Below are 12,140 nucleotides of genomic sequence, written 5' to 3' on the forward strand. Positions count from 1 at the left end.
GAGAGCTAGATAGTGGAAATAAGAATAGCCAAAATCGACGACTTATCGCAATTGTTGTATATATTAAATGAGGTTACATTAAATTTACAACAAAAACGAATACACCAATGGGAATACCCTTGGGATCATAATAAAATTATAAACCAATTAAAAAATAACTTTTTGTACGTTTTAATAGTAGAAGAAGAAATAATAGGAACGTTTTGTATATATGATATAGAAAATATAAATGAATTTTCCCTTGATGATAAAAGTAAGTATCTATCTCAAATTGCCATTTTACCCAAGTTCCAAGGAAAAAACATTGGTTCTGCAATAACAGAATTTGCTTGTTCTTTAGCAAAAGGATTAGATAAAACCTTGTATTTAGATTGTTGGGCTGGAAATGAAAAGTTAAAACAGTTTTATTCAAGAAATGGTTTAGAATATATAGGTGACTTTCCTGAAGAAGACTATTTCGTTAGTATCTTTCAATACAGCTAAACATATTTGCTTTGCTTCAATTGGAAATCATACAAACACATGTATAGGAGTATGAATTAAAGTATTTTCCTTCACAATCTGGGGCTTATTAATAAAGAAATTCCAATAGTAAAGATGGTGAAAAACGCTTGGTTATCCAGGCGTTTTTTCAATTTTGAAAGGAGGATTATTTAGAGGGGGAAATGACTGAAAACACATTGCAAAACAAAGCGATTAAAGAAGTTTGGGAGCTAATGCTAGTAGGTTTTCGAGTTTTATGTCCGGATGATCAATATATAATCGAAATACCTAAAACATCTTTGCCGTTAAATAAACGAATTAGCGAAATAAAACATGTCAAAAATCCTTTACAGCAAGTTGGGGCTTTTGTTGTGGAACATGAATTTGGTGAAGAAGATGGATACTGGGTTTGTGTTGAAGTGAAAGAGTTCGAAGATATTCCACATGATATGGTCACTCTAACAATCACACCTCAAAGATATGCAACTTTAAGACATAAAGGGGTCAATCTTAAAATAATGGATGCCTATACGAATCTACATTTGTGAATTGAAGAAAATAAATATGAAAGACTTAAAAATAAATGGCACTTAGAAATATTTCACAGCATGAAAAATAGTGGGAATTTAGATATAGAGCTATTAGATACGATTGAGTAAAAGTCTATTAATGAGAGTCTAAACGTCAAACATAATATTAAGGGGGAATTTCTGTTTATCGTTTTTGAAACTAAATTGTAGTGCTGATATTTATTTTTCTCACAAAGGTTCCCATAATACGAACATATCAGTAAAATAGAGTAGGTTAGGGGGACAGTATTTTGAAAGATCAACGTTTTAAAATTGCGCATCGAGAGGCGCTTATCGGTATTGGACTTGTTATCGTTAACTTTGCGATATGGTTCGGCTTTGCCTATGGACTAGGCTCTGGTGATCCAACAAGCTATACGTATGTTTTCGGTTTCCCTGCATGGTTTTTCTATAGCTGTATAGCAGGGACAGGTTTTATGATTATTTTAATCTGGCTCGTCATGAAACTCTTTTTCAAAGAGGTACCATTTGACGATGAGGAGGTGGATCAATAATGCACTGGCAAGTTATTGTTCCACTGCTATTATTTTTAGTCATCATCTTTGGTATTGGTATCTGGTCAAATAAGCAGATACGCTCTTCCAATTCATTTTTACAGGAATACTTCCTCGGTGGTCGTGAAATGGGAGGCTTCATCCTTGCGATGACAATGATTGCTACGTACGGTAGTGCAAGTAGCTTTATTGGTGGTCCAGGTGTTGCTTATACGAAAGGGCTTGGTTGGGTATTATTGGCGATGGCTCAGCTTCCGGCGGGTTATTTTGTTTTAATGATTTTAGGGAAAAAATTTGCTATTATCGCAAGACGTTATCAAGCGATCACGTTAATCGACTTTTTACGAGAGCGCTATAAAAGTCATGTCATAGTTATTTTATCAGCTATTAGTATCATCATCTTTTTATTTTCTGCCATGATGGCACAATGGGTAGGTGGTGCTCGATTAATTGAATCATTAACGGGCTTAAACTACACAACGGCACTGTTTATTTTTGCGATTTCCGTGTTAGTTTATGTGATCATTGGGGGCTTCCGTGCTGTTGCGTTGACGGATACGGTGCAAGGCTCGATTATGGTGATCGGAACAGTTATTTTATTAATTGGGACAATTATCGCTGGCGGAGGAATTGATAATATTATGGCTTCGCTTGTCGCTGAGAATCCGAATCTCGTATCTCCATTTGGAGCTGAAGGTGAATTAACGCCATTATACGTTTCTACATTTTGGATTTTGATCGGTGTTGGAGTAGTGGGGCTTCCACAAATCGCTGTTCGTGCGATGAGCTATAAAGATTCAAGAAGCATGCATTTAGCCATTATCATTGGCACTATTGCCATTGGGACAATTATGTTTGGGATGCATCTAATTGGTGTTTTAGCACGACCAGTGATGCCAGGTATTGAGATTGGTGATAAAGTTATGCCACTGCTAACATTAAAGGTTTTACCGCCATTTTTAGCTGGTGTTGTCTTAGCAGCACCAATGGCAGCAACGATGTCTACAGTTAATGCGCTCCTAATGCTTGTTAGCTCAACAGTAGTGAAAGATATTTATTTAAATTATATAAAGCCAACTGCGAATGATACGGAAATTAAACGTGCAAGCTTTATTGTTACAGCAGTGATTGGTTTAGTCGTTATCGTTTTTGCACTAAATCCACCAGATCTATTAGTATGGCTTAATTTATTTGCTTTCGGCGGACTAGAGGCAGTCTTTATTTGGACAGTCGTTTTAGGACTATATTGGAAAAAGGCGAACAAATACGGTGCGATAGCGTCAATGATTTCAGGGATGACCTTATATATTATCATTGATCGTTTTTACCCTTCTGTCTTTGGCATGCATACTGTGACAATTCCAATCGTCGCTTCCTTATTCATTTTTGTTATTGTTAGCTTATTAACGAGTCATAAATTTAAAGACGAAAAGTTGTTTATCTGACTTATAAAACGCCGTAGAGATTGAATATCTACGGCGTTTTATATTGTATTCAAAGAGTGATAGATAATACGTCGAGAGTCGTGGATAGAAACCTTGAATTGATGGATAGAACGTTCAGAGTCGTGGATAGAAACCTCGAAATGATGGATAGAACGTCCGAAGTCGTGGATAGAAACCTTGAAATGATGGATAGAACGTTCAAAGTCGTGGATAGAAACACTGAATTGTTGGATAGAACGTTCGAAGTCGTGGATAGAAACCTTGAAATGATGGATAGAACGTTCAAAGTCGTGGATAGAAACCTTGAAATGATGGATAGAATGTCGAAAGTCGTGGATAGGATTACTGAATTGATGGATAGAACTTGAATCGACGGAAAGGGTCAATGGAACGACGGAAAGAACCCCTGATACAACGAAAAACCTCTCTCGAATTAAAAAATAGAACACCCAAAGTTCATAAACAAACAAAAACGCCGTAGAAATAGCGTATCTACGGCGTTTTTTTAATGAATTATGTAATCATAAGCATTTTTAGTGAGCAATGTAATCGTTACGATAATAAACAATACGCGAACAAAGCCGCTACCTTTTTTTATCGCCATACGGGAACCTACAAATGCACCGGCAATTTGAGCTACACCCATCAGTAAACCGTAGACATAATGAATTTGACCTAAGTAGGCGAACATTAAAAGGCCTGCAAAATTACTTGCTAAGTTTAAAAATTTGGCATTTCCTGCTGCCTTTAAAAAATCGAAGCCGATTAATAAAAAGCTAAAAATTAAAAATGAGCCGGTTCCTGGACCAAGGAATCCATCATAAAAACCAATGCAAAATAACAATAGCATGAATAAAACTAAGTGCGTAGACTTTAAATTTTTGACTGCAGCTACTGAACCCCAGTCTTTTTTGAAGATTGTATAGACTGCAACAGCTGCAAGCATTACTAGCATAAGTGGTTTTAGTAATTCGGGGTTTATTAAATGTACTGTCCATGCACCAAAGAGTGATCCAATAAAGGCTAGGGGAAAGTATTTGATAACCGAACGAATTTCTAGCTGACCGGAACGATAAAAGGAAATGGTTGATGTTAAAGACCCCATTGTACCAGCAAGCTTATTAGTTGCTACGGCTGCTGCTGGATTTAAACCGGCAAACATGAGGGCGGGTAATGCAATTAAGCCACCACCACCAACGACGGCATCCACAAAGGCGGCTAAAAATCCAAAAGATATTAATAATATGACTACATTTAAATCTACTTCAAATAGCATGTATACACCTCTTTAGATAGTTACTACTGAAATAGTAACTAAATTTCACGTGTCTGTAAAGACTAATTTTTTCGTTGGCTAATCTTCATAGCCTTCAACTATAATAGAGGAAATGGAGGGATTCGATGGAATTATTAATCGCCCAATTAAAAGAACTGGGATTCACAGAATATGAAGCAAAGGCCTATACGGCACTCGTACAAAATAGTCATGTTAGTGCCTATCAAGTAAGTAAGAACTCCGGTATCCCACGTGCAAGAATATATGACATACTTAATGTGCTTGTTGAAAAAGGGTTAGTACTGAAAGAAGAAACGGCAGATCAAACGACATACTCTTCCATTCCTGTTGCTGTGTTTTTACAACAAATTGAGCAACGCTGGCAATCGAATTTCACGTCGATTAGTGATCAATTAGAAAAATTAGAGGTAAAAGAGCAGGAAGCGGAGCATAAGGTTGTGACGCTAAAAGGAAAAGAGGCAATCGTCAATTATTGTCAGTCGTTATTACAAAAAGCGGAGAAAAAAGTACTATTATCAATGTGGGAAGATATGTATGAAAAATTGCGAGAAGATATACACGAGGTCGCTCAGCGTATTTCGGTTCATGGAATTACTTTGTATGTGGATGAAAATATTGCATCGATTGACCAGCACCGCATTACTCAATATACGAGGAATGCTTCCACGCCCCATTGGTTTATTCTGTCTATAGATGGTCAAGAGATGATTTATGGACACTCACCGTCCAATCAAGAAACGGCTTTTATAACAAATGACCCTGTGCATATTTATTTATTAGAGGATTATATTTGGCATGACGTGCTTGTCAATCGATTGTTAACGCGCGATGATGATATGGAGCTTGAGGAATGGATTACTAAAGAACGTAAAGCCTTTTTCGTAGAGTGAAGATAATAAAAGAATCTACAAGCACAGATGGCTTGTAGATTCTTATTTTTTGTAATATAAGATCTTTTATCTTAATAAAAAACTTTATCAACATTGTATTTAGCGCGGAATGTATTAACCGCGTATGTTTCGTAAATTTCACGTTCCATTGGATCATCTACTTCGTACACTTCAATTTTGAAAACTTCATCACGATGATTTTTCATCGGTGACACATTGTCTTCAAAATGCTTTTTAATACGTTGACGAATTTTACGTGCTTTACCGACAAATAATAGTTCATTCTGTTCATTGTAGAATAAGAAAATGCCGCCATTTTCACGAGTGATTTTATGGAAATCAATAAAACCGAAATACGGTGTGATTGGTACATCACCTGGTTTTAAATCTTGCTCGCGTTGGCGAATTACTAAATCTGGTTTTGGAAATTCAATTTTAATCAAACTATTCACGTTCCTCTCTGTTACTAAAGGTATATGTTAACATAATTACAGCTTGTTTACCATAAAATATATGGACTTAGCTTCAATATTAGTTTTAAACAAATTACATAATGACATGCATGGTTAATAACAAAATATTCTATGTATTGTTGATATTCTTAAATGTTCATGTTACAATTCTTTTTAATTAAATAATCTTATCAAGAGAAGTTGAGGGATTTGGCCCGATGACGCTTCAGCAACCTCTAACAAAAGTTAGAAAGGTGCTAATTCCAGCGAAGGATTTGTCCTTTGAGAGATAAGAGTGAACGTGGAAAACATCCTTCTCATTCTATCTCAAATGGAATGAGGGGGATTTTTTAATTTCATCGAAAAAAAGACTTTACGCAAGGCCTGTGTATGGAGACTAAGGCCAATAATGGGTTTAACAGAGAGAACTATAAGAGAGGGGAATGCAAGATGCCAATTAATATTCCAAAAAACTTACCAGCTGGAGAACATTTACGTGAGGAAAAAATCTTCATAATGGAAGAGGATAGAGCGAAAACTCAACAAATTCGTCCGTTAAATATCTTAATCTTTAATTTAATGCCAGAAAAAGAAAAAACAGAGCTGCAATTACTACGTTTATTAGGGAATACCCCGTTACAAGTGAATATTACATTTTTGAATACTGCTACTCATGAATCGAAAAATGTTAGTAAATCACATTTACAATTATTTTATACGACGTTCGATCAAATTCGTCATCGTCGCTATGATGGCATGATTATTACGGGTGCACCAGTAGAAAAAATGCCGTTTGAAGAAGTGAACTACTGGCAGGAAATTTCAGAAATTATGGAATGGTCCAAAACGAACGTAACATCGGTTCTACATATATGTTGGGGTGCACAGGCAGCGTTATACCATCATTACGGTATTGGCAAAATTGGGCTTTCTGCTAAATGCTCAGGTGTATATTCTCATGTCATTACGGATTTAACAGTGGATTTAGTACGCGGCTTTAGTGATTTGTTTACGGCACCACATTCGCGTTATACGTCTGTATCGACTGATGAAGTACGCAACCACCCTGATTTACGATTGCTCTCTTATTCAGAAGATGCTGGTGTTTTTATTGTGCAATCTAAAGACAATAAAAATATTATGATTACTGGTCACCTTGAATATGATGCGACAACTTTAGCGGATGAATATAGTCGCGATGTTGCGAAAGGATTAGATATTGATGTGCCCTTGAATTACTTCCCTAATGATGATCCAGCAAATGAACCGATTAATACGTGGCGTGCCCATACACATTTGTTATTCTCGAACTGGTTGAACTACTATGTTTATCAAGAAACACCATACGAATGGGATTTTGTTGATCAAATTGAATATCATATTTAATGCCATAGAAAAATGATGACCTTGATATTTTTGGGTCATCATTTTTTACTTTTCTCATTTCCGTTCCGGCTGGTCACTTTGTAGCTGCCGCTTTGCTTTCGCACAGAGCCTCCTGGGGGGCGTCCGATGAGCCGCTTCACTTTTGGTAATGAACCACACTGCTGTTAATTGTCTGGCGATTTTTTATTCTTATCACTGTTTGGTGTATTTCCGGTATCACTATCATTTTGTGTAGAATTGCCGGTATCGTTTTCAATTTTACTTTGAGTAGTATTTTCGGCAGTACTATTACTTGCATTTTGAGCAGAATTGTCATTGTTGCTACTACTTGTACTTTGAGAAGGATTACCACCATTGCCGTTACAATCGCTTTGAGTAGAATTATTGCTATTACTTGCATTTTGAGCAGAATTGTCATTATTGCTACTACTTGTACTTTGAGAAGGATTACCACCATTGCCGTTACAATCGCTTTGAGTAGAATTATTGTTATTACTTGCACTTTGGGCAGAACTATCATTATTGCTACTATCAGCACTTTGAGAAGCATTACCGCCACTGTCACTACTTGTACTTTGAGAAGGATTACCACCATTGCCGTTACAATCGCTTTGAGTAGAATTATTGCTATTACTTGTATTTTGAGCAGAATTGTCATTATTGCTACTACCCGCACTTTGAGAAGCGTTACCACCACTGTCACTACTTGTACTTTGAGAAGCATTCCCACCATTACCGTTACAATCACTTTGAGTAGAATTATTGTTATTACTTGCACTTTGGGCAGAACTATCATTATTACTACTACCAGCACTTTGAGAAGCGTTACCGCCATTGCTACTACTATCACTTTGTGTAGTATTTCCATTTTGATTTTGCGTACCGCTATTACATTGCGTATTATTTCCTTGATTACCATTGATTTTACGAATCTTAGCGACAAGTAATAATAGTAATGGCAATAAGATCATTAAAATGAATGCGAATATAGGCCATATATCTCTATTGTAAATATCTGAATGAATAATATTTGGATGAACAATTTGTGAAAGTCCAAGGATAATCATGCCGAGTGGAAAAATGAGTGGTCGATGATTTTTAATTTTACATAATTGTGCGATCCCGATAACCGAAGCATAAAAATACATAAAAGTTCTAATAAAAATAGTAATAATCCACATGGCTGCCATAATTACTTCCATACGTTGTAAAAAGTTCCCGATTGAAATTCTTTGGGCTAATGCATAGCTAGGGAATGTCCGTGAAGCAGTATTTGCCGGGCCAAGGACAAGGATCGATAGTGTGATGATCGTAATTAAGACAATTCCTCCCAAAATTGTGCCAATGTAAAACCCTTTTTGCGCAGATTTTTGGACGTTAACTGCGGAAGGGAAAATCATTAATAATACGACAATTGGGAATGAAAAAAGACTTATAAATCGAATGATACTAAAGAATAATGATTTTTTTGGTGCTTCCATTATTGGCTGTATATTTTCAATCTGGATGGAGGGTGCAATAAAAAGGACAAAGAAAATAAAAATTAAAGTAAATATTGCAAATAGTATTTCTGCAGAACGGGCAAAAACTTCAATTCCTAAAAATGCAGCATAAATGATGATAATACTGAACAGAAATGCAAACGCCATCGTAGGTGTTTCTGGCATTATTTCCGTTTTCATGAAAATTCCTATGAAATATAATAATTCACCGGCAGAAAGTAAAGATATAAGTATAAAGCCGATTGCAGTGAATTTTCCGAAAAAACGACCTAATATTTTTTCATTAGCTTCTACAAATGTAAGGGTGGGTGTTTTATTTCCTAAAGCAACGAAAAGCTTTAATATGGGCAAACTTATAACGACACCAATAATCGCTGCAATCCATGCATCTTGCTTTGCTTCACTGGCAACACTTGCAGGGATAATTAAAATAGCTGTACCAATTGAAAAAAGAAGGGTAATGATCATAAATTGTCTTGAACTAATGATTTCTTTTTCCATCATGAACTACCCCTTTTTTCTTAACATAATATTGCCTTATTACTTAGTTAGTGAGACGATGTAATCTTTAATAGGTGAAAAAATATAAGTAATCAAATCTAGTGGGCTCGGTATTTTGACCTTTAATAAGATCGCAATATTTAATGCGGCACCAAGCAATAAAAAAATCGAAAAAATAACGATCGTTTTCGTTTCTTTATTTTTTTTTAATGTTGGAATAAAGGCAAAGGCTATAGCAGCAGAAATAATTAGTATGAATATTGCCATCATCATAGTTTATTTTCCCTCCGACTTATTCACTAATGAGTTTTCCATCGTCCCTAAGCCTTGCGTGTTGACATGTACTTCGACTTTAACTGGTAGCTCTTGAAATATGGTTAGCCAATCTTTTTTTATTTTTTTCCACTCTTTCGGATTTGTGCGATGCAGTACTTCACCAAATCCAAAAATATCGACCCGATAACTTTGCTGAACTGTACTGATTGTTTTTTCGATTCGTTTTTTAATAAGTTCTGCCGTTTTTTTATTGACGTATTGAAGCGATTTTTCTTTTGTAAGGTCTATATCACATTCAACTTCTCCGACATTTTGGTTAACATCTATAGCAACATTGATTTTGGGTGATCCATTTTTAAATTTACCTTTTATTTTTGTCTTTGAGTGTGTAATTTCAGTTGATAGAGTACCTCCCTTAGGGCAAGCAAGAGTTTCAATTGTACTTTCTATTTTGTCCTTTAAAAAACCTAGGCTTCTACTCTCATCTTCCGTTAAAAGCCCAATATATTTATCTTCTTTAAAAACTGCTAAGCCCGCGTACTTCAAGACCGCAGATGACTTTGATTTTTTAACATTCGTTTGCTCCATTCCCACACTTTTATCTCCATGAATTTCAATGGCAGACATGACTACGCTTGTTTCTTTGGTATTTAAAGTATTGATTAATTCATCTATTTTAATGGATTGGGTTGTACCCCATGTTTTCTCCGACGTTCTAAGAGAATTTAGCATTTTAATAGCTGGTACTTTTTCGATAGGTGTTAATACATTTAAAACTTCTTCGGCAGTCGCGTCATGAGCAACGATGACATCGAAATCATTTCGGAATTCATGATCTCTTGAAATTAAATCTAACGGCTTGCCAATCCCTTCTCTAGCTAATTCATCGCCGAGCACAACTATTTGAAGATGAGAAAAATAAAGTTTTCGAGCTGTTAATGTTGTCATTTTTCTTATGGCCTCAAAAACTGTTGCACCTTTTGAATGATAGGTAATAACCGGTGATCGTCCTGAAGTAGGCTGTTTGGAAGAGATTTCACCAGGAATTACAACTTGAACAGTTATGTCAAATTCATTATCTACTTTATCTATTCCTAATGCCGCGACAATTGCTAATTCATTGAGTTCGCGTTTACTCCAGCAACCACTCAAAAGTATAGAAAGAATCATTAGTAAACATAGTGCCTTACATTTTGACATAGTATATTCCTCGTTTACACATTCTTTTAATTCCTTTTTTTCGTATTAAAATATTTATGACCTCGGACAGTGTTTTTGTTACTAATTAAGCGTGGTCGAGTCAATAAAGCTCTACGCGGGAACAACACAAGTGCATCTTTTTGATCCTTTAAAATTAATGGGCCGAATGGACTTAAATATGGGACACCGAAAGTTCGTATGCTGCATAAATGTAGTAGGATGATCATCAGGCCAAACATCAAACCATATAATCCAACGATTGCTGATACAATCATTAATGGGAAACGAAGAGCACGAACTGTATTGGATAAGCCATAGGCAGGGAACAAGAAGCTACAAATGGCTGTTAAGGCTACAATAATGACCATTACGGCTGATACAACTCCTGCTTCTACAGCAGCTTGACCGATTACTAATGTTCCAACAATGGACACGGCTGGTCCAATGGTTCTTGGCATTCGAAGACCTGCTTCTCTTAATACCTCAAAGGCAATCTCCATAATGAGTGCCTCCACAACGGCAGGGAAGGGGACTCCTTCTCGTTGAGACGCAATACTGATCAGCATAGGAGTCGGTAGCATTTCTTGATGGAAGGTGGTGATTGCTACGTAAAGTGATGGTGCCACCAAGGCAAGGGCAATTCCAAAAAATCTCAAAATGCGTACAAGTGAACTGATCATCCAATGCTGATAATAATCTTCAGCAGATTGTAAAAAGGATGTAAATAATGCTGGCACAACGAGGACAAACGGTGAACCGTCCACTAAAATAGCAATTTTACCGTCTAATAGCTCACCAGCAATAACATCAGGCCGTTCAGAATTATAAATTGTAGGGAATATAGTGAATTTGTTATCTTGAATAAAATCTTCGATGTAGCCGCCTTCTAAGATACCATCAATATTAATACGATCTAATCGGGCAAGAACCTCTGCTACAATTTTCTCATTGGCAATGTCATTTATATACATAACTGCAACTTCCGTTTTTGTTACTTCACCGACAATCCGGGTCTTGATCCAAAGGTTTGGACTTTTAATTTTCCGACGGATCAGGGCCGTGTTCGTACGTAATGTTTCTGTAAATGATTCCCTAGGACCTCTAATAACCGACTCTGTGGCTGGTTCCATAACGGCTCTATCTTTTGCACCTTGTGTACTTGTCACGATACCAGTCGAAGATTCATCTAATAAGATGACCGTATCACCGTTAAAAATAGAATTGTACAGTGCTGAAAAATGGAAAATATCATTCACATCTCCGGCTGTTAAACAAGAATCTTTCAAATATCGAATAATCTTTTCTATTTCTGTATCTTGATGATCTTCAATATCAAGCATTAGTTTATCAATCACAGCATTAGAAATACTTATTTTATCGGATAAGCCATCTATATAAATGATTGCTAACGTATATTTTTCAGCTTTTCCAATCGTTATTTCTCGTATGACAAGGTCATTACTATTCCCCAGTGTGTTTTTTATCAACTTTAAATTTTGAGAAAGAGAACTATATAGTTGGTCGTTGTTTTGGGAGGTATCAGCAATTTTAGAAATAGACATGTTCTTTCCTCCTCAAGTTTTTACATAAATATAGAATGTACAACTTTGAGAGAAGATAAACT

General features: G+C 36.0%; 13 protein-coding genes and 1 riboswitch. Of the genes, 7 read left to right on the forward strand and 6 right to left on the reverse strand.

Annotation, left to right across the window (positions count from 1 at the left end):
- The first annotated feature begins 12 nt into the window (after nucleotides 1–12).
- The 5 genes from ACQKN4_RS10655 (at nucleotide 13) to ACQKN4_RS10675 (ending at nucleotide 3,380) form a co-directional block, all read left to right on the forward strand.
- Nucleotides 13–483, forward strand: coding sequence for a GNAT family N-acetyltransferase (locus tag ACQKN4_RS10655; RefSeq protein ID WP_427483638.1), 471 nt, complete (start codon nucleotides 13–15; stop codon nucleotides 481–483).
- Between the two features lie 182 nt (nucleotides 484–665).
- A complete protein-coding gene (locus ACQKN4_RS10660; protein WP_427483639.1) occupies nucleotides 666–1,031 on the forward strand; it encodes a GyrI-like domain-containing protein in 366 nt (121 codons plus the stop codon).
- Nucleotides 1,032–1,303: 272 nt separating this feature from the next.
- Nucleotides 1,304–1,567 (forward strand): YhdT family protein, encoded by a 264-nt coding sequence (locus ACQKN4_RS10665; protein WP_079561925.1) that lies wholly within the window; start codon nucleotides 1,304–1,306, stop codon nucleotides 1,565–1,567.
- A complete protein-coding gene (gene panF / locus ACQKN4_RS10670) occupies nucleotides 1,567–3,012 on the forward strand; it encodes a sodium/pantothenate symporter (RefSeq protein WP_427483640.1) in 1,446 nt (481 codons plus the stop codon). Before ACQKN4_RS10665 ends, panF begins: the two co-directional genes overlap by 1 nt.
- A gap of 140 nt (nucleotides 3,013–3,152) precedes the next feature.
- Complete coding sequence (locus ACQKN4_RS10675) at nucleotides 3,153–3,380, forward strand: hypothetical protein (protein WP_427483641.1); 228 nt, start codon at nucleotides 3,153–3,155, stop codon at nucleotides 3,378–3,380.
- Nucleotides 3,381–3,517: 137 nt separating this feature from the next.
- Here ACQKN4_RS10675 and ACQKN4_RS10680 read toward each other — a convergent pair whose 3' ends face one another.
- A complete protein-coding gene (locus ACQKN4_RS10680; protein WP_079561922.1) occupies nucleotides 3,518–4,288 on the reverse strand; it encodes a TSUP family transporter in 771 nt (256 codons plus the stop codon).
- Between the two features lie 125 nt (nucleotides 4,289–4,413).
- Here ACQKN4_RS10680 and ACQKN4_RS10685 point away from each other — a divergent pair, with 125 nt between their 5' ends.
- Entirely contained in the window at nucleotides 4,414–5,199 is a 786-nt protein-coding gene (locus tag ACQKN4_RS10685) for a TrmB family transcriptional regulator (protein ID WP_079561921.1), read from the forward strand.
- A gap of 71 nt (nucleotides 5,200–5,270) precedes the next feature.
- Here the strand turns inward: ACQKN4_RS10685 and ACQKN4_RS10690 are convergent, their stop codons facing one another.
- Entirely contained in the window at nucleotides 5,271–5,642 is a 372-nt protein-coding gene (locus tag ACQKN4_RS10690; protein WP_079561920.1) for a nucleotide excision repair endonuclease, read from the reverse strand.
- Nucleotides 5,643–5,836: 194 nt separating this feature from the next.
- Nucleotides 5,837–5,947, forward strand: a riboswitch (SAM riboswitch).
- A gap of 154 nt (nucleotides 5,948–6,101) precedes the next feature.
- Here ACQKN4_RS10690 and metA point away from each other — a divergent pair.
- Complete coding sequence (gene metA, locus ACQKN4_RS10695; RefSeq protein WP_079561887.1) at nucleotides 6,102–7,037, forward strand: homoserine O-acetyltransferase MetA; 936 nt, start codon at nucleotides 6,102–6,104, stop codon at nucleotides 7,035–7,037.
- A gap of 164 nt (nucleotides 7,038–7,201) precedes the next feature.
- On the opposite strand, the gene ACQKN4_RS10700 is transcribed toward metA, so the two are convergent.
- Genes ACQKN4_RS10700 through ACQKN4_RS10715 form a run of 4 tightly spaced genes read right to left on the reverse strand, consistent with a single transcriptional unit; the run spans nucleotide 7,202 to nucleotide 12,078 of the window.
- Nucleotides 7,202–9,043, reverse strand: a complete 1,842-nt coding sequence (locus tag ACQKN4_RS10700; protein ID WP_427483642.1) for an endospore germination permease — start codon at nucleotides 9,041–9,043, stop codon at nucleotides 7,202–7,204.
- Nucleotides 9,044–9,079: 36 nt separating this feature from the next.
- Nucleotides 9,080–9,313, reverse strand: a complete 234-nt coding sequence (locus tag ACQKN4_RS10705; RefSeq protein WP_079561885.1) for a hypothetical protein — start codon at nucleotides 9,311–9,313, stop codon at nucleotides 9,080–9,082.
- Nucleotides 9,314–9,316: 3 nt separating this feature from the next.
- The gene (locus ACQKN4_RS10710; RefSeq protein ID WP_079561884.1) at nucleotides 9,317–10,516 is read right to left on the reverse strand and encodes a Ger(x)C family spore germination protein; all 1,200 of its coding nucleotides are present in this window, start codon (nucleotides 10,514–10,516) and stop codon (nucleotides 9,317–9,319) included.
- Between the two features lie 26 nt (nucleotides 10,517–10,542).
- Complete coding sequence (locus ACQKN4_RS10715) at nucleotides 10,543–12,078, reverse strand: spore germination protein (protein WP_079561883.1); 1,536 nt, start codon at nucleotides 12,076–12,078, stop codon at nucleotides 10,543–10,545.
- Between the last annotated feature and the right edge of the window lie 62 nt (nucleotides 12,079–12,140).

Origin of the sequence: Lysinibacillus sp. NPDC093692, from assembly GCF_050280125.1 — a bacterium.
Taxonomy (GTDB): Bacteria; Bacillota; Bacilli; order Bacillales_A; family Planococcaceae; genus Lysinibacillus.

Bases quoted from the DNA above. Each gene is read 5' to 3' on its own strand.
- ACQKN4_RS10660 (WP_427483639.1), top strand. From the start codon at position 666: ATGACTGAAAACACATTGCAAAACAAAGCGATTAAAGAAGTTTGGGAG.
- panF (WP_427483640.1), top strand. From the start codon at position 1,567: ATGCACTGGCAAGTTATTGTTCCACTGCTATTATTTTTAGTCATCATC.
- ACQKN4_RS10675 (WP_427483641.1), top strand. From the start codon at position 3,153: ATGATGGATAGAACGTCCGAAGTCGTGGATAGAAACCTTGAAATGATG.
- ACQKN4_RS10680 (WP_079561922.1), bottom strand. From the start codon at position 4,288: ATGCTATTTGAAGTAGATTTAAATGTAGTCATATTATTAATATCTTTT.
- ACQKN4_RS10685 (WP_079561921.1), top strand. From the start codon at position 4,414: ATGGAATTATTAATCGCCCAATTAAAAGAACTGGGATTCACAGAATAT.
- metA (WP_079561887.1), top strand. From the start codon at position 6,102: ATGCCAATTAATATTCCAAAAAACTTACCAGCTGGAGAACATTTACGT.
- ACQKN4_RS10700 (WP_427483642.1), bottom strand. From the start codon at position 9,043: ATGATGGAAAAAGAAATCATTAGTTCAAGACAATTTATGATCATTACC.
- ACQKN4_RS10705 (WP_079561885.1), bottom strand. From the start codon at position 9,313: ATGATGATGGCAATATTCATACTAATTATTTCTGCTGCTATAGCCTTT.
- ACQKN4_RS10710 (WP_079561884.1), bottom strand. From the start codon at position 10,516: ATGTCAAAATGTAAGGCACTATGTTTACTAATGATTCTTTCTATACTT.
- ACQKN4_RS10715 (WP_079561883.1), bottom strand. From the start codon at position 12,078: ATGTCTATTTCTAAAATTGCTGATACCTCCCAAAACAACGACCAACTA.